This window comes from Serratia sp. K-E0102, assembly GCF_029962625.1.
Taxonomy (GTDB): Bacteria; Pseudomonadota; Gammaproteobacteria; order Enterobacterales; family Enterobacteriaceae; genus Serratia; species Serratia sarumanii.
This window is the reverse complement of record NZ_CP124754.1, coordinates 3316775-3337681: the sequence shown is the minus strand read 5'-3', so window position 1 is coordinate 3337681 and position 20907 is coordinate 3316775. Positions and strand designations below refer to the sequence as shown.

Below are 20907 nucleotides of genomic sequence, written 5' to 3'. Positions count from 1 at the left end.
ATTGCGGCTCCGCCGGCGGTTATTTAAGCTGAAAGGGCAACGTAACGGTGAATATGGAGATAATCATGACTGATTCAGTGTCCAACGATCGTAATCCCACCCCGGATGTGGCGGAAGACAACGCGTTCTTCCCATCGCCTTACTCCCTCAGTCAGTACACCTCGTCCAAAACCGACTTCGCGGGCGCCAGCTACCCGAACGCCTATCGCGGCGGCAAATGGAAGGTGCTGATGATCGCCTCGCAGGAGCGCTACCTGCTGATGCAAAACGGCAAGTTCTTCTCCACCGGCAATCACCCGGTCGAGATGCTGTTGCCGATGCATCACCTGGATCTGGCCGGTTTCGAGATCGACATCGCCACGCCGTCCGGCGATCCGGTGAAGCTGGAGATGTGGGCGTTCCCGCAGGAAGACGACGCGGTCAAGGCCACCTACGAGAAGTACCGCAGCCAGCTCAAGCAGCCGAAAAAGCTGACGGAAGTGGTGAAGGATCTGGATGGCGGCAACTACCTCGGCGTTTTCATCCCCGGCGGCCACGGCGTGCTCAACGGTATCCCGTTCAGCGAAGAGGTGAAAAAGACCCTGCACTGGGCGCACGACAACGATCGCTACGTGATTTCGCTGTGCCACGGGCCGGCCGGTTTGCTGGCGGCGGGCATCGACGAGAGCAAAGAGGATTTCCTCTATCGTGGCTATGAAATGTGCGTGTTCCCGGACTCGCTCGATACCGGCGCCAACATCGACATCGGCTACATCCCCGGCCCGATGCCCTGGCTGGTGGGCGAACGCCTGCGCGAGCTGGGCGTTAAGATCGTTAACGCCGACATCACCGGCAAGGTGCATAAAGATCGGCGCCTGCTGACCGGCGACAGCCCGCTGGCTTCCAACAACCTCGGCAAGCTGGCGGCAGAGACGCTGCTGGCCGACGTCGCCGCGCGATGAGCGACGAGATCGCGCAGCGCGCTTTCCAGACGGCGCTGGCGATGGACCACGAGCGAACCCTGTCCGCCATTCAGGGGCGGGTTCGTGCCTTTGCCGCGCCGTTCGGCTTCGATCGCTTTGTGCTGTTTTCCGCTTCCGCTGCGGCGGAGGCGGGGATCGAGCATATCTATTGGGTCGAGGGCGACTGGTTCGGCGACGGCGAGGCGGTCGATGCGTTGACCTACGTGCGGCACTGCCCGGTGACCCGGCATATGCTGCGGGTCAGCGAGCCGTTCTTCTGGACCAAGACCCGGGCGCAGCAGGGCGAGCGCTACCGGATTGTACGCACGCCGCGTGGCGCCGGCCTGCACGGCGTGCAGATCCCGGTGTTCGGCCCGGCCGGTTTGGAGGGCGCCGTCAGCCTGGGGGGCGATCGCATCGACGCCTCGCCGCCGGTGCGGCTGGCGCTGGTGCTGGTGGGCACGGCGGCCTTTCAGGCGGCGCGGCGGCTGTTCGCACCGGCGGCCGGCGAGGGGGAGAGCAGGCTGTCGGCGCGTGAGCGCGAGGTGCTGAGCTGGACCGCCATCGGCCGGCGGCAGGCGGATATCGCCGCGATGCTCGGCCTGTCTGAGCGCACGGTGGAAAACCACCTGCGGCGCATTCGCCAACGCCTTGGTGCCGCCACCACCGCGCAGGCCATCAGCGTGGCGATCCGCCTGGGGGAAATCGCCCCCGAGCGCCGTTAGCCCACCGCCATTTGCCGCAGCAGCCACTCGCGCAGCGCAATGATATCGGAGCGCTGCGCGGTTTCTTCGGTGGCCACCAGATAATAGTTGGCGCCGGGTAACGACATCTCGAACGGCGCGGCCAGCACGCCGCGCTGCAACAAATCGCGCGCCAGCAGCCGGCTGGCGATCACCACCCCCTGGCCCGCCACCGCCGCCTGCAGCGCATGCGTCTCGTCGCTGAAGGTCAGCCCGGCTTCCACGTTCAACCCTTCCGGCCCGTAGCGCCGCCGCCAGTTTTCCCAGGTCGGCGCGTCGGCAGGCACCTGCCGATGTTCCACGTGAAACAGCGTTACCCGCTGCAAATCCTCGCTGCGCTCCAGCGCCAGCGCCGGGCTGGCCACCACGATAAAGCGATCCTCATGCAGCAGGGTGCAGTGCAGATCGGTTTCCGGCGTTTCACGGTAGCGGATGGCGACGTCCACGGTGCGCTGGTTGAGATCGACGCGCTCGACGCTGGTGTGCAGGCGCAGATCGATGGCGGGAAACTCCGCCTTGAAATCCGCCAGGCGTGGCACCAGCCAGTGGGTGAGAAAATTGGAAGTGGTGGTGACGGTCAGCGCCGGCGGCTGTTGGGCGCGGGTGATTTGGGCGACGGACTGCTCCAGCGCGGCAAAGGCGCGCTGGGTGCCGGCATACAGGATCTCGCCGATCTCGGTCAGGCTGACGCCCTGCGCGCTGCGCTCGCACACCCGGCATGCCAGCACCGACTCCAGCAGCTTAATCTGGTGGCTGACCGCCGTCGCGCTGACGCCCAGCTCCTCGGCGGCCAGTTTGAAGCTGCGGCAGCCGGCCACGGCGTGGAAGGCGCGCAGCGCGCCCAGCGGCGGCAAACGGGGTTTTCTCATGGCTGAGTTATTCTCATCTAAGGCTGAAAACTATGAGTTTGTCTGACCGATTATACAAGAGATAGGCTACTGACATGTGAACAGGGAAATGAATTTATTTCATCATTTCCACCATGTCGGGAGTTAACGATGAGCATATATGTCAACAACGGCGCCCTGGGCGCCATGGAACACACGGGTACGGCGGCGAGCGCCCTGGCGCTCAGCGTGCCGGTCGCGGCGGGCGCCTTGCTGCTGAAGACCGAAAGCCTGCTGGGCATCGGCGCAACGCTGATGCTGCTAACGGCATTGGCGCTGGCGTTTCTCGGCGGCGCCGCGCTGGCCCGCTGGCAGCCGCTGCGGAACCGGCCTGCGCTGGCTATGCTCCGCTACGGTTTTTTGCTGGCGGCGGCGGGGTGGCTATTGACGCTGCTGATGCTGTTCGGCGGCCACGGCGGGATGAGCCTGCTGCCGGGCATCGCCCTCGGCGGCCTGGGGCAGGGCGTGGCCTACCGCACGGCGGTGGGGGAAAAAAGAGCGCTCACCGTGGCGCACCGTTTGACGACGGTGGTGAGCATCGTGGCCGTGTTGGTTGCCGCGTTGCTGATTCAAACCTACGCCGCGCCGGGCGCGAGAGGAGGCTGTTTCGCGCTGGCGTTGCTGGTCGATCTGGCGCTGTTGGGGGCGTTGATGGCGCGGGTTGCGGAGCGGGATGGCGCCTGAGACAGTGCGGAGGGCCAAAGGCCTGCCTGGGGACGGGGCGGGCTTTTTGGTGTTTGCGGAGATTGTTGAGTAGGTGATCCGACGGTTGGTTTTGTGGCATAAACGGACGCTACCTACCTCAAGGTAGCGTTTGCCATACCGAACAAGCCTCAGTGCGACGAAACAAATATCGAGGCAGGCTGCGCGGGCGGAATGGCGAAGTGACGCTGCATGCGTTTTATCTCCTCTGCCGGTGGCAGGCCAAACAGACGTTTGAATTCGCGATTAAATTGCGATGGGCTTTCATAGCCAACGGCGTAACTCGCGGCGGCGGCGGTGATTTGTTGGCGCACCATCAGCATCCGTGCCTGGTGCAGGCGTACCGATTTCACATACTGCATCGGCGGCATCTTCGTTATCGCTTTGAAATGGCTATGAAAGGTCGGCACGCTCATGCCGGCCTTCATCGCCAGCTGCGTCAGCGTTAGCGGCTCCGCGTAAGCGGCATGGATGTGCTGCAGCGCTTTACCGATTTTGCCAAACTGGCCCTGCAAGGCCAGCGCGGCACGCATGGCGTTGCCCTGTGCGCCTGTCAGCACGCGAAAATAAAGCTCACGCAGCCGCGTCGGGCCGAGGATCGCCGCCTCAAGCGGGTCAGCCAGGACTTCAAGTAAGCGAAGTACGGCCATTTTTACCCTGTCGTCCATGGGGCTCGACATCATGCTTTGCGGCGCGACGGGAGGGTGCGGGGCGCCATGCTGTTCAATCTGCAACATCAGTTCAGCGGCAAGCTGAAAATCCAGATGCATATAAATCGCCAGCAGCGGATGTGCTGCCGACGCATCGGTTTCCATCACAAACGGCACCGGCACCGAAACCGCCAGGTAGTGCTGCTCATCATATAAATAGGTCTGCTGGCCGAAATAGCCGCGTTTGCTGCCCTGACAGACAATCACGATCCCCGGATCGTAAAGCACCGGCGTTCTGGCAAGCGGGCGATCGGATCGCAAAATTCGCACATCAGGTAGGGCAGTGAGGTTGTATCCCTCTTGCACCGCAAGTCTATTCATCAGGGCAATCATGTCGGACATCCCACCACCTCATAAAATCAGGCAAGAAAAAGAGAAGATACGGCCTAAAAATGCGGCAGTACAGAGAATACCATGCAACCTTCATGGTTCATGGGAGTTCTTTTTATGGCATCTGCAAAAACGATTTTAATCACCGGCGTCAGCAGTGGCTTTGGCCAGGCGCTGGCGCGGGAAGCCCTCGCCGTAGGGCATCGGGTTGTAGGGACGGTGCGCAACAGCGAAGCACTGCAGGCATTCGGCGCGCTCGATACGCAGCGGGCTTTTGGCTATCTGCTTGATGTCACGGACGTTGAACGTATTGATGAGGTGGTTGGAGAGATAGAGTCCGCCGTCGGTCCGATAGATGTGCTGGTGAACAATGCCGGTTACGGCCATGAAGGCATACTGGAAGAATCCCCGCTTGCAGAGCTGCGCCGCCAGTTTGACGTTAATGTGTTTGGCGCGGTGGCGATGATCAAAGCCGTGCTGCCGGGCATGCGCCAGCGCCGCCGCGGCCACATTATTAATATCACCTCAATGGGCAGCTTCATTACCTTACCTGGTATCAGCTATTACTGCGGCAGCAAATTTGCACTGGAAGGGATATCAGAAACGTTAAGCAAAGAGCTTGTCCCGTTCAACATACACGTGACCGCAGTAGCGCCCGGCTCGTTTCGGACGGACTGGGCCGGGCGTTCAATGGTACGCAGCCCTCGCTGTCTTCCGGACTATGACGCGTTATTTGAACCTGTTCGTCAGGCGCGTCAGGAAAAAAGCGGCAAGCAACTGGGCGATCCGGTTAAGGCGGCTCACGCCATGCTGGCATTGATCGAGAGCCGAACCCCACCCACGCATCTGTTGTTAGGCAGTGACGCATTAAGTTTGGTGCGGCAAAAGCTCGAGGCGTTAGGTAAGGAAATTGAACAATGGGAGCAACTTACCCGTTCAACGGATGGCTGACCGGTTTCGGATAGAGAGTGTGTAGGGGATCATCGATTATGATCCGCCCAACAGCAAAAAGCCCGCTCGGGTTTCCCTGAGCGGGCTTCTCTAAATATGGCTCCTCTGACTGGACTCGAACCAGTGACATACGGATTAACAGTCCGCCGTTCTACCGACTGAACTACAGAGGAATCGTGTGAACGGGGCGAATAATAGCGAGGCGCCGTCGGCATGTCAAAGGCGGATTACACATTCTGTGACTGTTTGCTTACAGAATGCGCAACCCGTTGAGTTTTTTGGCAGATTTAGCCCTCGGGCGCCAGTTGCAGGCGCAACTGATAGCGGTAAACGCCGGCGGTGAGCAGGTAATCCCGGTGTACGCTCGGGCTCCAGGAGTCGTCGCCGCCCACCCCCATATGGAAGCCGTCCAGATGCAGCCAGGTGCCGGCTTCCGGCTGCAGCAGATGCTGGTGGCTGCAGGTCATCAGCTGTTGCAGGCCGTAGCGGCTGAGCGAGAAATGGAAGCGGCCGTCGATGCGCCAGCCGCCGTAGCGCAGGCTGCGGGTGTCGCAGCGCAGGCCGTTCTCGCCGGGGAAAATATACGGCGTGTGCAGATCTGCCAGCGGCAGGCGCCAACGCCCGTGCTGCGCGGCCAGGCGGCGATCCGGGTAATTCTCGTGCGGGCCCAGGCCCAGCCATTCCGCGTGCGGCTGCACCGTCGCCAATTGGCAGTGCAGGCCGATGCGCGCCGGCGGCGGCAGGGCGTCGGCCACCTCGACCTCCACGCTCACGTTCACTGCGCCCAGCGCATCGAACAGCCACTGTTTGCGGCCGATCAGCAAAATCTGCCCGTCCACGCCGAACTGGTGTTCGCTCACCACCTGCACGCCGTTTTGCAGCGCATCGGCCTGCAGCCGCGTGCAGCGTTCCTCCAGCCGGTACAGGCCCGCCAGCTTCCAGCGTTCGATCCAGGCGTTGGGATCGATACGGTCCGCCTCGCTGACGCCGATGTCGTTATCGATCGGCGCGCGCGCAAAGCCGTCGCGCAGAGGCGTCAGCAGCTGCGGCTGCTCATTCTGCCACCACTGCGTCAGATGGCCGCTGCTGCGCTCGAAGCGCCAGCGCTGGTCGCCGTGGGTGAGTGTCAGCCCCTGATCGTCTTCAATCAGCGTTGGCGGCACGCCCTGCGCCGGCGGCGGCGCGGGATGCAGCGCGCGCGGCACCCGCCACTGATCCCAGGCGCAGCGGTGGTGCGCTTCGGACCAGTCGGTGGCCTGCGGCTGCACCACCTCCACGTTCAGCCACAGCTCGCCGGGCTGATGCAGCATCGGCAGGCGGTCGAGCAGGGTGAAGCTATGGCTGCCCTGCGGCGGCAGCGCCAGATCGAAGCTGCCGCTGGCGCGCTCCACGCCGTCCAGCTCCAGCCGCCAGTTGAGCTGCTCGTTGTCGGTCTGGCGGAACAGGTAATCGCTGGTGACGGTCAGCGTCAGCGAGGCGGCGTCGAAGGCGAAGCGGAACAGCTGCTGCGCCCGCTGCGCTTCGAACAGCGCCGGGTGCGGGGTGCGATCCGCGAACACCAGCCCGTTCAGGCAGAACTGGCGATCGTTGGGGGTATCGCCGAAGTCGCCGCCGTAGGCCCAGAACTCTTCGCCCTGTGCGTCGCGCTTGATCAGCGCCTGATCGACCCAGTCCCAGACAAAGCCGCCCTGCAGGCGCGGATGTTCGTGGAACGCGCGCCAGTAGCGCCCAAAGCCGCCGAAGCTGTTGCCCATCGCATGGGCGTATTCGCACAGGATCAGCGGCCGCTGTTCCTCCGGCAGGCCGATCCACTTGCCGATCGCCCATTTGGGCACCGCCGGGAACGGCTGATCCTGATCCACCCGCGCATACATCGGGCAGATGATGTCGGTAGCGGCGGTGTCGGCGCCGCCGCCTTCATATTGCACCGGGCGGGTCGGATCCTGGCTTTTCACCCAGCGGTACAGCGCGTCGTGGTTCACGCCGTGGCCGGACTCGTTGCCCAGCGACCAGATAATGATGCAGGGGTGGTTGCGATCGCGCTGCACCATGCGGGTAACGCGCTCGCTCATCGCCGGCAGCCACAGCGGATCGTCAGCCAGGCGGTTCATCGGCTGCATGCCGTGGGTCTCGATATTGGCTTCGTCCACCACGTACAGCCCATAGCGGTCGCACAGCCGATACCACAGCGGGTGGTTGGGATAGTGCGAGCAGCGCACCGCGTTGAAGTTGTGCTGCTTCATCAGCAGGATGTCGTGGCGCATCGTCGCCTCGTCCATCACCTGGCCGTGGCGCGGATGATGCTCGTGGCGGTTAACGCCGCGGATCAGCAGCGGCTGCCCGTTGAGCTTCAGCAACCCGCCGCTGATGTCCACCTGGCGGAAGCCGACGTCATAGGCCTCCACCTCGATGACCTCCCCCTCGGGCGAGAGCAGGGCGACGGTGGCGCGATACAGCGCGGGCGTTTCGGCGCTCCACAGCGCCGGGCGTTCTACCGGCAGCCGCAGCGTGACGCGATCGTCATAGGCGCCGCGCTCGTCCACGATCTCGCTGCCGAGCGGCTGGGTGCGTTCGGCCACCCGCGCGCCATCGCGCCACAGCTGAATCTGCACCTGCAGCGGGCCGGGCCGGCTGGCGCGCGCCGTCACCACCAGTTCGCCGCGGGTAAAGCTGTCATGCAGCGGCGTGGTGATGCGCACATCGCTCAGGTGCGTGGCGGGTTTGTGCAGCAGGCTGACGTCGCGGAAGATGCCGCTCATGCGCCACATGTCCTGATCTTCCAGATAGCTGCCGTCGCACCAACGCAGCACCATCACCGCCAGCCGGTTTTCTCCCGGCTGCAGCCACGGGCTGAGATCGAACTCCGCCGGCAGGCGGCTGTCCTGCGAATAGCCGACCCAGTGGCCGTTGCACCACAAATAGAACGCCGAGTTGACGCCGTCGAAGATGATGCGCGTCTGGCCGGCGGCCAGCCAGGCCGGATCGACGCTGAAGGTGCGCGAGTAGCAGCCGGTCGGGTTGTCTTCCGGCACGCGCGGCGGATCGACCGGGAACGGGTAGCGCACGTTGGTGTAAATCGGCGCATCGTAGCCGGCGAGCTGCCAGTTGCCCGGTACCGCCAGCGGGGCGGCATCCGGCAGATCCTGCTGCAGCCAGCCTTCCGGCGCCGCCTCTGGGCGCGGGAAATAGCTGAAGCGCCACTCGCCGTTCAGCGAGCGGCGGCTGGCGCTGGGGGCATCGTTGCGCGCGTCTTCCACCTTGCGCCAGCTGGCGAACGGCGGGTGGGCGTCCAGCCGGCGGTAGTGGGTGCAGGCGGGGTTTTGCCAGTCACGGCGGGCGAGGATCTCGGTCAGGGAAGCAAGGGGCGCAGCGGGCATCGGCGATCGTCCAGTCGGCTAGGTGATGCTCACCAAGATGCTGACCGGCGCATAAAAAGTAAAGCGGTTACACGCAACCTTGCAAGGGCGATCAAATAACCGCTAATGCGGTTCGCCGGCGCGGTAGATCCGCTGCGGGCGGCCGACCTTGCCGTAAATGATCTCGGCGCGCAGCTGCTGCGCGGCGGTGCAAAACTCCAGATAACGGCGCGCGGTGGTGCGGCTGAGCCCCATTTTTTGCGCAACGCTTTCAGCGGTGTGGCGCGCGGCGGGTTCGGCAAACAGCGCGCGGACCTTGCCCAGCGTCAGCTCGTCGATGCCGGCGGGCAGCGCCGCCTGCTGTTCGCCGCGGGCGTAGGTGTTGAACATCTCGTCGATGCGGCGCTGGTTGAGGCGCGCTTTGTCTTTCAGCGCTTCGCGGCGCTGGCTGAAGCGCTGCAGGGTCTGGCTCAGCCGGTCATAGGCCAGCGGTTTGATCAGGTAGTCGAATACGCCGTAACGCAACGCCTCGGCCACGGTGGCCATGTCGCTGGCGGCGGTGATGAACACGATGCCGCCGCGATACCCGCTCAGCGTCAGTTCGCGCAGCAGGGTGATGCCCTGGCCGTCGGGCAGAAAGTTGTCCAGCAGGATCAGGTCCGGCTTGAAGCGCTCGGTCATGGCGCGCGCCTGCGACAGCGTGCCGGCCAGCCAAATCTGGCGGCAGCCGCCGTTCTGGCGGATAAACTCCGCGTGCATCTCCGCCAGCGGCGTTTCGTCTTCAACGATCAGGATGTTCAGCCATTCCATAATGAAACCTACTATTGCAATCAAGATGCTAAATGAATGTAAGTAAATTGCGGCGCCAAATAAAGATTATCTCAATAATAAACACCATAAGATTAATTAAGCAAATAAAGAACATTAAATAACTTATTAACCGGAATCGGTTTGTGAAATAGGTCAATAATCGGCGTTTTTTTTCTGTTTACCATTAATTTATCGAACGCAAAGTCGCGTTTATCTGCATGGTTTTTAAGGTTTTAATTACCCTTGCCGATGTTAATTAAAATGCCTTTTTGTATTTAATTTGTTGTTTGCTAGTTAACCCAGAGAGCGTGTTATGTTAGGCGATACCGTATTTAATCGGGTAAAGCGATCGGATCATAAAGCGATTTCGGAAATAAGCGCCTTCTTGCGCAGTAACGATCTGAATATCGACACCACGGTTGAAATATTTATTACCGTTACCCAGCACGACAAATTGGTCGCCTGCGGCGGCATCGCCGACAATATTATCAAATGCGTCGCCATCAGCCCGCTGATGCGCGGCGAAGGGTTGGCGCTGGCGCTGGCGACCGAGCTGGTGAACCTGGCTTACGAGCGCCACCACACCCAGCTGTTTATCTACACCAAGGTGCAGAACGAGCCGCTGTTCCGCCAGTGCGGTTTCTACCCGATCGCCACCGTGCCGGATATCGTGGTGCTGATGGAAAACAGCCCGTGCCGCCTGAAGCGCTACGCCGCCCAGCTGGCGAGCCAGCGCCGGCCGGGCGATACCATCGGCAGCATTGTGATGAACGCCAACCCCTTCACCCGCGGGCATCAGTATCTGGTGCGTCAGGCGGCCAAACGCTGCGACTGGCTGCACCTGTTTCTGGTGAAGGAAAACACCTCGCGCTTCAGCTATGAAGACCGCCGCCGGCTGGTGCTGGCCGGCACCGCCGATATCCCCAACCTCACGGTACACGAAGGCTCGCAGTACGTGATCTCGCGCGCCACCTTCCCCTGTTACTTCATCAAGGATCAGGGCGTGGCCGACGACTGTTACACCGAAATCGATCTGAAGATCTTCCGCCAGTATCTGGCGCCCGCGCTGGGCATTACCCACCGCTTCGTCGGCAACGAGCCGTTCTGCGCGGTGACCGCGAAATACAACCGCGACATGCGTTACTGGCTGGAAACGCCGGCGCTGCCCAGCCCGCCGATCGCGCTGGTGGAAATCGAGCGTTTGCAATATCAGGGCACGGCGATCTCCGCCTCCTGGGTGCGCAAGCTGCTGGCGGCGGGGGACTTCCACGCCGCCGCGCCGCTGGTGCCGCCGGACACCCTGTACTACCTGCAGGATCTGCAAACGCAGCGCCGGGCCAAGGCGGCCCCGCATCCTTTTGAGTCCGCACAATCAGGTGAATGATGAAAATTATCCGAGAAGCAATGGCCGGCACGCTGGAATCCAGCGATGTCATGGTGCGCATCGCGCCCGCCGAGGGGCCGCAGCACGATCTGTTGATCGCCAGCAGCGTGGAAAAACAGTTCGGCGCGGCGATCCGCCACACCCTGCTGGAGGTGCTGCAGCGCTATGAGGTGGAGCCGGTGCAGGTGATCGTCGACGACAAGGGCGCGCTGGACTGTGTGCTGCGCGCCCGGCTGGAAACGGCGCTGATGCGCGCCTGCGAGGGCGGCCAACTGCCGTGGGAGGCGAAAGATGAAAACGCTGAATAAAACCCGGCTGCGCCGCAGCATGTTGTTCGTCCCCGGCGCCAACGCGGCGATGGTCAGCAACGCCTTTATCTACCAGGCCGATGCGCTGATGTTCGATCTGGAAGACTCGGTGATCCTGCGTGAAAAAGACGCGGCGCGCCGGCTGGTGTACCACGCGCTGCAGCACCCGCTGTACCAGGAGGTGGAAACCATCGTGCGCGTCAATGCGCTCGACTCCGCCTACGGCCTGGCGGATCTGCAGGCGGTGGTGCGCGGCGGCGCGGACATCGTGCGCCTGCCGAAGACCGACAGCGCGCAGGACGTTGTCGACATGGAGCGCGAGATTGCCGCCATCGAAGCGGCCTGCGGGCGGCCGGTCGGCAGCACCGGGCTGCTGGCGGCGATCGAATCGGCGCAGGGCATCACCAACGCGGTGGCGATCGCGCACGCTTCGCCGCGGCTTATCGGCATCGCGCTGGGGGCGGAAGACTATGTGCGCAACCTGCGCACCGAGCGCTCGCCGGAGGGCATCGAGCTGCTGTTTGCCCGCTGTTCGCTGCTGCAGGCGGCGCGCGCCGCCTGCATTCAGGCGTTCGACACCGTCTATTCCGACGCCAACAACGAAGCCGGCTTCCTGCAGGAAGCGGCGCTGATCAAACAGCTCGGCTTCGACGGCAAATCGCTGATCAACCCGCGCCAGATTGAGCTGCTGCACAACCTGTACGCGCCGACCGCCAAAGAGGTGGCGCACGCGCAGCGGGTGGTGGACGCCGCCGAAGCGGCGGAGCGGGAAGGGCGCGGCGTGGTGTCGCTCAACGGAAAAATGGTCGACAGCCCGGTGATTGAGCGCGCCCGGCTGGTGCTGGAGCGCGCCGCGCTGTCCGGCTTACGGGAAGAACCGGCGCAGCACGGGGAGGAAGCATGATGAACCGCCAACAACGATTGATGACCTTCGCCAACCCGGCGGATCTGCCGGGCTATCAGGACGTGTCCAAAGCCAATCAGCAGGCGCGCAAACCGCGCGATCTCAAGCTGTGCGACTCTTTGCAGGAAGCGGTGCGCCGCAGCGGGCTGCAGGACGGCATGACCATTTCCTTCCACCATGCGTTTCGCGGCGGTGATTTGACGCTCAATCAGGTGATGGAGACGCTGGCGGCGATGGGGTTCCGCAACCTGACGCTGGCGTCCAGCTCGCTGACCGACTGCCATGCGCCGCTGGTTGAGCATATCCGCCACGGCGTGGTGAGCCGCATTTACACCTCCGGGCTGCGCGGCCCGCTGGCGGACGCGGTTTCGCGCGGCCTGCTGGCGGAGCCGGTGCAAATTCACTCGCACGGCGGCCGGGTCAACCTGATCGAATCCGGCGAGCTGAAGATAGACGTGGCCTTCCTCGGCGTGCCGGCCTGCGATGAGTTCGGCAACGCCAACGGTTACAGCGGTGAAGCCTGCTGCGGCTCGCTCGGCTATGCGCGGGTGGACGCCGAGGCGGCGGGCACCGTGGTGCTGTTGACCGAGCAGCTGGTGCCGTATCCGCATCATCCCGCCAGCCTGGCGCAGGATCGGGTGGATCTGATCGTGCAGCTGGAGCGGGTGGGCGACGCCGACAAGATCGGCGCCGACGCCACGCGCATGACCTCGAACCCGCGCGAGCTGCTGATCGCCCGCCGCGCCGCCGAGATGATCGCCGGTTCCGGCTACTTCACCGAAGGCTTCTCGCTGCAAACCGGCACCGGCGGCGCCTCGCTGGCGGTGACCCGGTTCCTGGAGGACAAGATGCGCGCCCGCGGCATTCGCGCCGCGTTCGCCCTCGGCGGCATCACTTCGACCATGGTGGATCTGCACGAGAAAGGGCTGATCGGCAAGCTGCTGGACGTGCAGAGCTTCGATCGGGCGGCGGCGACTTCGCTGGCGCGCAACCCGCGCCATATCGAAATCAGCGCCAACCAGTACGCCAACTTCAGCTCCAAGGGCGCGTCGGTCGATCGGCTCGACGTGGTGGTGCTGAGCGCGCTGGAAATCGACACCGGCTTCAACGTTAACGTGCTGACCGGCTCCGACGGCGTGCTGCGCGGCGCGTCCGGCGGCCACTGCGACACCGCCGCCGCCGCGCGGCTGGCGATCATCGTTGCGCCGTTGGTGCGCGGGCGCATCCCGACGCTGGTGGAGCAGGTGACTACCTGCGTCACGCCGGGCTCCAGCATCGACATTCTGGTGACCGACCACGGCATCGCCGTCAACCCGGCGCGGCCGGAGCTGGCGCAGCGCCTGCGGGAGGCCGGCCTCGAGGTGGTGAGCATCGACTGGCTGCGCGCCCGCGCGCTGCAGCTGACCGGCGAACCGCAGCCGATCGCCTTTACCGATAAGGTGGTGGCGGTGGTGCGCTACCGCGACGGCTCGGTGATCGATGTGGTGCATCAGGTGGCGGAGTAGCCGATGGCCGCCGTCGATCCCCAACTGGCCGCCGAACGCGCGGTCAGCCTGCCGGAGTTGCTCACCAGCCGCGAATGCCGCCAGGCGCGCCAGCAGGCATGGCTGGCGCAGCACCAGTGCACGCTGCTGGTGCTGACGCTGGTGGTGCCCGGCCCGGTGAAGGACAGCGCGCTGACGCGCGGCATATTCAACCTCGGGTGGGCGGCGCTGCTGCGGCTGTGCGCCGAACAGGGCTGGCCCAGCCCGCAGGCCGAGGCGCTGGCGCTCTCCACCGGCTGCGAAGGGTTTGTCGCGCTGCGCGCCGATGCCCAGCGGGTGAAGGACTGCGCCATGCAGCTGGAGGTGAGCCGCCCGATCGGCCGGCTGTGGGATATCGACGTGCTGGATACGCAGGGGCGCATTTTGTCGCGCCGCGACATCGGCCTGCCGGAACGGCGCTGCCTGCTGTGCGGCCAACCGGCCAAGATCTGCGCCCGCCAGCGGCGGCATAGCAGCGAGCAGCTGCTGCATGAAATGGAAAGGATGTTCAACGATGCGATCTCTGCCGATTAACCTGCCCGCCCACCGTGCCGAACCGGCCTGCGACTTCGCCCGCGCTGCTTTCCGCGCGCTGCTGGTGGAGGTCAACCTTACGCCCAAGCCGGGGCTGGTGGATCGCCATAACACCGGCGCCCACCGCGATATGGATCTCGGGCACTTCTATCGCAGCGCCCGCGCCATCGGCGTGTGGCTGCCGCGCTTTATCCAACGCGGGCGCGAAGACGCCACTTTGCCGGCAGAGCAGCAACTGGCGCGGCTGCGGCCGCTCGGCCTGGCCTGCGAAAACCAGATGTTCCGCGCCACCGGCGGCATTAACACCCACAAGGGCAGCGTGTTCTCGCTCGGGTTGCTGTGCACCGCCTTCGGCCGCCTGCAGCAGCAGGGCCGCGCCATCGGCGCAGAGGAGCTGTGCGCCGAGGTGGCGGCGATGTGCCGGGGGCTGGTGGATCGCGAGCTGCGGCGCAACAACGCCGGGCAGACCGCCGGCCAGCGGCTGTTCGCCGCGCACGGGCTGAGCGGCGCGCGCGGCGAGGCGGAGGCCGGTTTCCAGCTGGTGCTTGACGGCGCGCTGCCGCTGTATCGGCAACGGCTGGCCGCCGGCGGCGACGAACAGCGGGCGCTGCTGGACAGCCTGCTGTGGCTGATGGCTCACAACGACGACACCAACGTCGCCTCGCGCGGCGGCCTGCACGGGCTGCGCTGGCTGCGGCGCCGGGCGGCATTGCTGCTGGCGCAGGGCGGCTCGGCGGGGGAAGCGGGCCTGGCGCGCCTGCGGCGCTTCGATGCCGACTGTATCGCCCGCAACCTCAGCCCCGGCGGCAGCGCCGACCTGTTGATAGTGACCTGGCTGCTGGCGCAGCTGGGTGCCCAAGAATAATAACCAAGCCTTCAGGAGAGTCCCTATGTCCCAAACCCAGGAAAAGATCTGGAAAGCGATAGCGCCGCTGGCGGTGCTCGCGATCCTGTTATTGATACCGGTGCCCGACGGCATGCCGCCACAGGCGTGGCACTACTTCGCCATCTTTGTGGCGATGATCGTCGGCATGATTCTGGAGCCGATCCCGGCCACCGCCATCAGCTTTATCGCGGTGACCGCCAGCGTGCTCAGCGCCAACTGGGTGCTTTTCGGCGAGCAGGAACTGGCGGAGCCGGGCTTCAAGGCCGGTAAAGAGGCGCTGAAATGGGGGCTGGCGGGCTTCTCCAGCACCACCGTCTGGCTGGTGTTCGGCGCCTTTATCTTCGCGCTGGGCTACGAGGCCACCGGGTTGGGGCGGCGCATCGCACTGTTCCTGGTGAAGTTCATGGGCAAGCGCACGCTGACGCTGGGCTATGCGGTGGTGATCATCGATATCCTGCTGGCGCCGTTCACGCCGTCCAACACCGCGCGCACCGGCGGCACGGTGTTCCCGGTGGTGAAAAACCTGCCGCCGCTGTTCGATTCTTTCCCCAACGATCCCTCTTCACGCCGCATCGGCGGTTACCTGATGTGGATGATGGTGGTCGGCACCAGCATCAGCTCCTCGATGTTCGTCACCGGCGCCGCGCCGAACGTACTGGGCATCGAGTTCGTCGGCAAGATCGCCGGGGTGCACATCAGCTGGATGCAGTGGTTCCTGGCGTTCCTGCCGGTCGGCCTGCTGCTGTTGATCGTTGCGCCGCTGATCTCCTACTACCTGTACAAACCGGGCGTGACCCACAGCAGCGAAGTGGCCGCCTGGGCGGATACCGCGCTGGGGGAAATGGGCAAGCTGACGCGCAAAGAATACACCCTGATCGGCCTGGTGCTGCTCAGCCTGTGCCTGTGGGTGTTCGGCGGCAAAGTGCTGGACGCCACCGCGGTGTGCCTGCTGGCGGTGTCGCTGATGCTGGCGCTGCACGTGGTGTCGTGGAAAGAGATCACCAAATACTCCAGCGCCTGGAACACGCTGGTTAACCTGGCGACGCTGGTGGTGATGGCCAACGGCCTGACGCGCTCCGGCTTTATCGACTGGTTCGCCCAGACCATGAGCACCCACCTGGACGGCTTCTCGCCGAACATGACGGTGGTGGCGCTGGTGCTGGTGTTCTACTTCGCCCATTACCTGTTCGCCAGCCTGTCGGCGCACACCGCCACCATGTTGCCGGTGATCCTGGCGGTCGGCAAAGGGCTGCCGGGCGTGCCGATGGAGCAGCTGTCGATGCTGCTGGTGCTGTCGATCGGCATCATGGGCGTGCTGACGCCGTACGCCACCGGGCCGGGGGTGATCATCTACGGCTGCGGCTACGTGAAGTCGAAAGACTACTGGCGCCTGGGTGGCATTCTCGGCGTAGTGTACATTGCCGCGCTGCTGCTGATCGGCTGGCCGATCATGAGCCTGTGGTACTGAGTTGAAGCCACGCGGCCACCGCCCGGTGGCCGCGGTTACGATCCTTTCCCGTGAACCCTGTCACACACTTGTCACACTAACCCCGCCATCATACTCGGGCAAACGCTAACACCTTAAAAATAATCATTTTCCGGGAGCCTCTGCGGATGAGAAAAAAAACGCTATTGCTGTGCCTGCCTTTGTTATTCACCGGGAACGCGCTGGCGGAAGCCGGCGGTTATCAGTTGGAACAGGTGCTGGTGATGAGCCGCCATAACCTGCGCGCGCCGCTGGCCAACAACGGCAGCGTGCTGGCGCAGTCCACGCCGAAGGCCTGGCCGGCCTGGGAAACGCCGGGCGGCCAGCTGACCACCAAGGGCGGGGTGCTGGAAGTGTATATGGGGCACTACTTCAACGCCTGGCTGAAGCAGACCGGCCTGTTGCCGCAAGAGGGCTGCCCGACCGCCGGCAGCGTGTACGTCTACGCCAACAGCCTGCAGCGCACGGTCGCCACCGCGCAGTTCTTCAGCAACGGCGCGTTCCCCGGCTGCGACGTCGGCGTGCATCATCAGGACAAGATGGGCGAGATGGATCCGACCTTCAACCCGATCATCACCGACACCAGCGAAGCCTTCAACCAGCAGGCGCTGGCGGCGATGAACGCCGCGCTGGGATCGCTGAAGCTGGACGCCTCTTACCAACAGCTGGCGAAGATCATCGACTACAAGGATTCTGCCGCCTGCAAGACCGACAAACACTGCGACCTGAGCAAAGAAGCCAGCGTGATGAGCGCGGTGCCGGGCAAAGAGCCGGGCGTCTCCGGCCCGCTGCGGGTGGGCAACTCGCTGGTGGACGCCTTTATGCTGCAGTATTACGAAGGTTTCCCGATGAAAGAGGTGGCCTGGGGCAAAATCGCCACCCCGCACCAGTGGCAGCAGCTGGCGCAGCTGAAAGACGGCTATCAGGACTCGCTGTTCACCTCGCCGGTGGTGGCGCAGAACGTCGCCAAGCCGCTGCTGACCTACATCAACAATGCGCTGCTCGGCGAGCGCAAACCGGACGCGCCGAAGCTGACGGTGCTGGTCGGCCACGATTCCAATATTGCCTCGCTGCTGTCGGCCATGCAGTTCCAGCCGTATCAGCTGCCGCAGCAATACGAGAAAACGCCGATCGGCGGCAAACTGGTGTTCCAGCGCTGGCGCGACGCGCAGAACGACCGTGAATTGCTGAAGATCGAGTACGTCTATCAGTCCACTGAGCAACTGCGCAAGGCGACGCCGCTGACGCTGCAAACCCCGCCGCAGCGCGTGACGCTGGCGCTGAAAGGCTGCCCGATCGACAAGGACGGTTTCTGCGCCTGGAGCGATTTCGAAAAGACCATGAAAGGCATCTTGTAATGCCCAGCCTCTCTCCCGAGCGCGGGGGAGAGGCCTCTCCCCACCCCGGCTAATGCGCCGCCGTGCAGGCGTTAACGCCATTTATTTTGCCCAGGGTCATTGTTGCAGGCCGTTTCGGGGGCTAACATCATCAGCCTGCCTGCTTATCATGGATACCGCCGTTGCCCACTTTTATCCGCAATATCGAATTTTTCACGCCGGACGGCTATCCGGGCCAGGTGGCGCGCTGCCATTTTGCGCTGGCGGAGTATCGCGACGACAGTTTTCCCGAGGCGGGTTTTGCACTGCCGGATCATCTGGCGCGCGCGGTGCCGAAGCGCCGCGCGGAGTATCTGGCCGGGCGTGTTCTGGCGCGGCAACTGTTGGCGCCGCTCGGTTTTGCCGACTTCACCCTGGCGCGCGGCGAAGATCGCGCGCCGCAGTGGCCGTCGGGCATCGCCGGGGCGCTGAGCCATAATTCGGATACCGCGCTGTGCGCCGTGCACCGCGAGCGCGGGCTGGGCGGCGTTGGGTTGGATGTGGAGACGCTGCTTTCCGACGTGCGGGCGGAGGAGCTGTGGGGGGCGATCGTTTCCCCGGCGGAGCGCGAGGCGTTGCTGCGCGAGGCGCTGCCGTTCAATGAACTGCTGACGCTGACGTTTTCCGCCAAAGAGAGCCTGTTCAAGGCGCTGTATCCGCAGGTGCGCTGTTACTTCGATTTTCTCGATGCGCGCATGGTCGCCGTGGATGCGCAGCGGCAGACGTTTGTATTAACGTTGCTTAAGACGCTGACGCCAAATTGCCCCGCCGGTCGCCGGTTTAGCGGGCGTTTTTGGCGTAAAGGTGACGATGTCACGACTTTTATCTTTTGCTAAAATCCAATAATAACAGTGTGTTATTTCTTTATTTGCCGTAACGCAGGTTTGCCGCGGCGGGCGGAAAGATTCATTCATCGGAGATTGACCCACGCTGGGGATCCGGTGTAATTTATCCTCCTTTTACAGCTAATGATAATTATTCGCATAAACATTATCATTGGTAAGGCGCAACAAAGGAGTGGTCTTGTGGCGACACTGACGACAGAAAACCAAACCTTCCCCGGGTTTGTGTACGCCGAACAATCGACCTTTTTGTACCGGTCCGAATTCCGTTCCCTCTCCGCCGATGGCGTGTTCGAGCGTATCGAGACGCCGGCGTTCGGCGGCGAGCAGGAAGGCAGCGCGCTGGCGCAGCATATCCGCCAGGCGCTGGCGCGCGCCAAAGCCGCCGGCCAGGAGACGCCGGTGGTGGTGGGCGCCATTCCGTTCGATACGCGCCGGCCTTCCAGCCTGTACGTGCCTGAAAACTGCCAGTTTGTCGCCAACGACAGCTTTACCCGCGCCGCGCGCCCGATGCTGCAACAGCCGCATCGCCTGGCCGCCTGCACCAGCATTCCGGACGAGCCGCGCTTCAAGCACGCGGTGGCGGAAGCGGTCAGCCGCTTTAAACAAGGCAAGCTGGACAAGGCGGTGCTGTCGCGCATCCTCGACATCGAGCTGGAGCAGCCGGTGGCGGGCCACCAGATCCTCAATAACCTGATGGTGCAGAACCCGACCGGTTACCACTTTTCCCTGCCGCTGGCCGATGGCGGCGTGCTGATCGGCGCCAGCCCGGAGCTGCTGATCCGCAAGCAGGGCGGCGAGATCCACACCAATCCGCTGGCGGGCTCGGCGCGCCGTCAGGACGATCCGCAGCAGGATCGCCTCGGCAGCGAGCGCCTGATGCGCTCGACCAAAGACAAATACGAACACAAGCTGGTGATCGACGACATTCGCCGTCACCTGGCGCCGCTGTGCGCCAGCCTGAGCGTGCCCAGCGGCCCGTCGCTGCTCAGCACCGGCACCATGTGGCACCTGTCCACCCGCATTCGCGGCGAGCTGCTGAACCCGAATCTCAACGTGATGCAGCTGGCCTGCCTGCTGCATCCGACGCCGGCGCTGTGCGGCTTCCCGACCGAGAGCGCCCGCCAACTGATCGCCGATCTGGAACCGCACGATCGCGGCCTGTTCAGCGGCATTGTCGGCTGGTGCGACGCCAACGGCGACGGCGAGTGGGCGATCGTCATCCGCAGCGGCCTGCTGCGCGGCAACCGGGTGCGGCTGTTCGCCGGCGCGGGCATCGTCGCCGCCTCGACGCCGCAGGCCGAGTGGATGGAAACCGCCGCCAAACTGGGCACCATGCTCAACGCTTTCGGCCTGAACAGCGGCGCGCTGTAGGCCTCTTTGCGGCGCAGTGCGCGCCGCGTCATACGCTTTCGCAGGAGACAACGATGAACAACAACATGACCCGGCTGTGCGCCCGGATGGCGGTGCGCGCATGAGCATTCAGATGGATTTCACCGGCAAACGCGTGTGGGTGACCGGCGCGGCGCGCGGCATCGGCGAGCAGATCGCCCGGCATTTTTTGACGCAGGGCGCCGAGGTGGTGGGATTTGACCGCGAGTTCGCCAACCCGGATCTGCCTTACCCTTGCGTGACGCTGGACATCAGCCGGCCGGAGCAGGTGGAGGCGGTGTGCCGCCAACAGCTGGCGGAGAACCCAAAACTGGACGTGTTGGTCAACGCCGCCGGCATTCTGCGCATGGGCAATACCGAAGATTTGAGCGTGGATGACTGGCATCAGTGCATCAACGTCAACGCCTCGGGGGCGTTTTACCTGTTCCGCGCCGTGCTGCCGCACTTCAAGGCGCAGCGCAGCGGGGCGATCGTCAGCATCGGCTCCAACGCCGCGCACGTGCCGCGCACGCAGATGGCGGCCTACTGCGCCTCCAAGGCGGCGCTGACCAGCCTGAACCACTGCGTGGGGCTGGAGATGGCGCCGTTCGGCGTGCGCTGCAATCTGGTGTCGCCGGGCTCGACCGACACGCCGATGCAGCGCGGCATGTGGCAGACCGACGATGCGCAGCAACGCACCATTGCCGGTTTCCCCGAGATGTTCAAGCTGGGGATCCCGCTCGGCAAAATCGCCCGCCCGGACGAAATCGCCAATGCGGTGTTGTTCCTGGCCTCCGATTTGGCCAGCCACATCACTATGCAGGATATCGTGATCGACGGCGGCGCCACGCTGGCCGCCTGAG

Annotated in this window: 19 protein-coding genes and 1 tRNA gene; 15 read left to right on the top strand and 5 right to left on the bottom strand. The window is 64.0% G+C overall.

Going from position 1 to position 20907, the window contains the following annotated elements; all coding sequences use genetic code 11:
• Positions 1-65 precede the first annotated feature (65 nt).
• A complete protein-coding gene (gene hchA / locus SSARUM2_RS16040) occupies positions 66-941 on the top strand; it encodes a glyoxalase III HchA (protein ID WP_060388015.1) in 876 nt (291 codons plus the stop codon).
• Positions 938-1666: a PA1136 family autoinducer-binding transcriptional regulator gene (locus tag SSARUM2_RS16035; RefSeq protein ID WP_033647935.1), complete on the top strand. Its 729-nt coding sequence runs from the start codon at positions 938-940 to the stop codon at positions 1664-1666. Before hchA ends, SSARUM2_RS16035 begins: the two co-directional genes overlap by 4 nt.
• On the opposite strand, the gene SSARUM2_RS16030 is transcribed toward SSARUM2_RS16035, so the two are convergent.
• Positions 1663-2553, bottom strand: a complete 891-nt coding sequence (locus tag SSARUM2_RS16030) for a LysR substrate-binding domain-containing protein (RefSeq protein WP_060452546.1) — start codon at positions 2551-2553, stop codon at positions 1663-1665. The two genes, SSARUM2_RS16035 and SSARUM2_RS16030, sit on opposite strands and share 4 nt — an antisense overlap.
• Positions 2554-2682: 129 nt before the next feature.
• Here SSARUM2_RS16030 and SSARUM2_RS16025 point away from each other — a divergent pair, with 129 nt between their 5' ends.
• The gene (locus SSARUM2_RS16025; protein WP_060452547.1) at positions 2683-3255 is read left to right on the top strand and encodes a hypothetical protein; all 573 of its coding nucleotides are present in this window, start codon (positions 2683-2685) and stop codon (positions 3253-3255) included.
• 149 nt (positions 3256-3404) lie between these two features.
• Here SSARUM2_RS16025 and SSARUM2_RS16020 read toward each other — a convergent pair whose 3' ends face one another.
• A complete protein-coding gene (locus tag SSARUM2_RS16020) occupies positions 3405-4325 on the bottom strand; it encodes an AraC family transcriptional regulator (RefSeq protein ID WP_049233609.1) in 921 nt (306 codons plus the stop codon).
• A gap of 105 nt (positions 4326-4430) precedes the next feature.
• On the opposite strand from SSARUM2_RS16020, the gene SSARUM2_RS16015 reads away from it, so the two are divergent.
• The gene (locus SSARUM2_RS16015) at positions 4431-5264 is read left to right on the top strand and encodes an oxidoreductase (RefSeq protein ID WP_060452680.1); all 834 of its coding nucleotides are present in this window, start codon (positions 4431-4433) and stop codon (positions 5262-5264) included.
• A 97-nt stretch (positions 5265-5361) separates the two neighbouring features.
• Here the strand turns inward: SSARUM2_RS16015 and SSARUM2_RS16010 are convergent.
• From SSARUM2_RS16010 to dpiA, 3 genes are all read right to left on the bottom strand, one after another.
• A tRNA-Asn gene (locus SSARUM2_RS16010) sits at positions 5362-5437 on the bottom strand.
• 114 nt (positions 5438-5551) lie between these two features.
• The gene (locus SSARUM2_RS16005) at positions 5552-8641 is read right to left on the bottom strand and encodes a beta-galactosidase (RefSeq protein ID WP_120763957.1); all 3090 of its coding nucleotides are present in this window, start codon (positions 8639-8641) and stop codon (positions 5552-5554) included.
• Between the two features lie 102 nt (positions 8642-8743).
• Positions 8744-9430 (bottom strand): two-component response regulator DpiA, encoded by a 687-nt coding sequence (gene dpiA, locus SSARUM2_RS16000; RefSeq protein WP_060388011.1) that lies wholly within the window; start codon positions 9428-9430, stop codon positions 8744-8746.
• A gap of 313 nt (positions 9431-9743) precedes the next feature.
• Here dpiA and citC point away from each other — a divergent pair, with 313 nt between their 5' ends.
• The 11 genes from citC (at position 9744) to dhbA (ending at position 20906) form a co-directional block, all read left to right on the top strand.
• Entirely contained in the window at positions 9744-10814 is a 1071-nt protein-coding gene (gene citC / locus SSARUM2_RS15995) for a [citrate (pro-3S)-lyase] ligase (RefSeq protein ID WP_120763955.1), read from the top strand.
• On the top strand, positions 10814-11122 hold the full coding sequence (citD, locus tag SSARUM2_RS15990; RefSeq protein ID WP_019452464.1) for a citrate lyase acyl carrier protein: 309 nt from the start codon (positions 10814-10816) through the stop codon (positions 11120-11122). The genes citC and citD overlap by 1 nt, the downstream gene beginning before the upstream one ends.
• Entirely contained in the window at positions 11106-12026 is a 921-nt protein-coding gene (gene citE / locus SSARUM2_RS15985; protein ID WP_060452550.1) for a citrate (pro-3S)-lyase subunit beta, read from the top strand. Before citD ends, citE begins: the two co-directional genes overlap by 17 nt.
• Positions 12026-13531: a citrate lyase subunit alpha gene (citF, locus tag SSARUM2_RS15980; RefSeq protein WP_060452551.1), complete on the top strand. Its 1506-nt coding sequence runs from the start codon at positions 12026-12028 to the stop codon at positions 13529-13531. Before citE ends, citF begins: the two co-directional genes overlap by 1 nt.
• 3 nt (positions 13532-13534) lie before the next feature.
• On the top strand, positions 13535-14083 hold the full coding sequence (citX, locus tag SSARUM2_RS15975; RefSeq protein WP_019452467.1) for a citrate lyase holo-[acyl-carrier protein] synthase: 549 nt from the start codon (positions 13535-13537) through the stop codon (positions 14081-14083).
• Complete coding sequence (citG, locus tag SSARUM2_RS15970) at positions 14064-14948, top strand: triphosphoribosyl-dephospho-CoA synthase CitG (RefSeq protein ID WP_060438499.1); 885 nt, start codon at positions 14064-14066, stop codon at positions 14946-14948. Before citX ends, citG begins: the two co-directional genes overlap by 20 nt.
• Positions 14949-14973: 25 nt before the next feature.
• Positions 14974-16437: an anion permease gene (locus tag SSARUM2_RS15965; protein ID WP_060438500.1), complete on the top strand. Its 1464-nt coding sequence runs from the start codon at positions 14974-14976 to the stop codon at positions 16435-16437.
• Positions 16438-16583: 146 nt separating this feature from the next.
• Positions 16584-17813: a bifunctional glucose-1-phosphatase/inositol phosphatase gene (agp, locus tag SSARUM2_RS15960; protein WP_060438501.1), complete on the top strand. Its 1230-nt coding sequence runs from the start codon at positions 16584-16586 to the stop codon at positions 17811-17813.
• 161 nt (positions 17814-17974) lie between these two features.
• Positions 17975-18667, top strand: coding sequence for a 4'-phosphopantetheinyl transferase superfamily protein (locus SSARUM2_RS15955; RefSeq protein WP_080437546.1), 693 nt, complete (start codon positions 17975-17977; stop codon positions 18665-18667).
• A gap of 189 nt (positions 18668-18856) precedes the next feature.
• The gene (locus tag SSARUM2_RS15950; RefSeq protein ID WP_033635179.1) at positions 18857-20047 is read left to right on the top strand and encodes an isochorismate synthase MenF; all 1191 of its coding nucleotides are present in this window, start codon (positions 18857-18859) and stop codon (positions 20045-20047) included.
• A 100-nt stretch (positions 20048-20147) separates the two neighbouring features.
• Positions 20148-20906: a 2,3-dihydro-2,3-dihydroxybenzoate dehydrogenase gene (gene dhbA, locus SSARUM2_RS15945; RefSeq protein ID WP_033638538.1), complete on the top strand. Its 759-nt coding sequence runs from the start codon at positions 20148-20150 to the stop codon at positions 20904-20906.
• Position 20907 lies beyond the last annotated feature (1 nt).

Coding starts and splice junctions, on each gene's coding strand:
- hchA (WP_060388015.1), top strand. CDS start 66: ATGACTGATTCAGTGTCCAACGATCGTAATCCCACCCCGGATGTGGCG.
- SSARUM2_RS16035 (WP_033647935.1), top strand. CDS start 938: ATGAGCGACGAGATCGCGCAGCGCGCTTTCCAGACGGCGCTGGCGATG.
- SSARUM2_RS16030 (WP_060452546.1), bottom strand. CDS start 2,553: ATGAGAAAACCCCGTTTGCCGCCGCTGGGCGCGCTGCGCGCCTTCCAC.
- SSARUM2_RS16025 (WP_060452547.1), top strand. CDS start 2,683: ATGAGCATATATGTCAACAACGGCGCCCTGGGCGCCATGGAACACACG.
- SSARUM2_RS16020 (WP_049233609.1), bottom strand. CDS start 4,325: ATGTCCGACATGATTGCCCTGATGAATAGACTTGCGGTGCAAGAGGGA.
- SSARUM2_RS16015 (WP_060452680.1), top strand. CDS start 4,431: ATGGCATCTGCAAAAACGATTTTAATCACCGGCGTCAGCAGTGGCTTT.
- SSARUM2_RS16005 (WP_120763957.1), bottom strand. CDS start 8,641: ATGCCCGCTGCGCCCCTTGCTTCCCTGACCGAGATCCTCGCCCGCCGT.
- dpiA (WP_060388011.1), bottom strand. CDS start 9,430: ATGGAATGGCTGAACATCCTGATCGTTGAAGACGAAACGCCGCTGGCG.
- citC (WP_120763955.1), top strand. CDS start 9,744: ATGTTAGGCGATACCGTATTTAATCGGGTAAAGCGATCGGATCATAAA.
- citD (WP_019452464.1), top strand. CDS start 10,814: ATGAAAATTATCCGAGAAGCAATGGCCGGCACGCTGGAATCCAGCGAT.
- citE (WP_060452550.1), top strand. CDS start 11,106: ATGAAAACGCTGAATAAAACCCGGCTGCGCCGCAGCATGTTGTTCGTC.
- citF (WP_060452551.1), top strand. CDS start 12,026: ATGAACCGCCAACAACGATTGATGACCTTCGCCAACCCGGCGGATCTG.
- citX (WP_019452467.1), top strand. CDS start 13,535: ATGGCCGCCGTCGATCCCCAACTGGCCGCCGAACGCGCGGTCAGCCTG.
- citG (WP_060438499.1), top strand. CDS start 14,064: ATGCGATCTCTGCCGATTAACCTGCCCGCCCACCGTGCCGAACCGGCC.
- SSARUM2_RS15965 (WP_060438500.1), top strand. CDS start 14,974: ATGTCCCAAACCCAGGAAAAGATCTGGAAAGCGATAGCGCCGCTGGCG.
- agp (WP_060438501.1), top strand. CDS start 16,584: ATGAGAAAAAAAACGCTATTGCTGTGCCTGCCTTTGTTATTCACCGGG.
- dhbA (WP_033638538.1), top strand. CDS start 20,148: ATGAGCATTCAGATGGATTTCACCGGCAAACGCGTGTGGGTGACCGGC.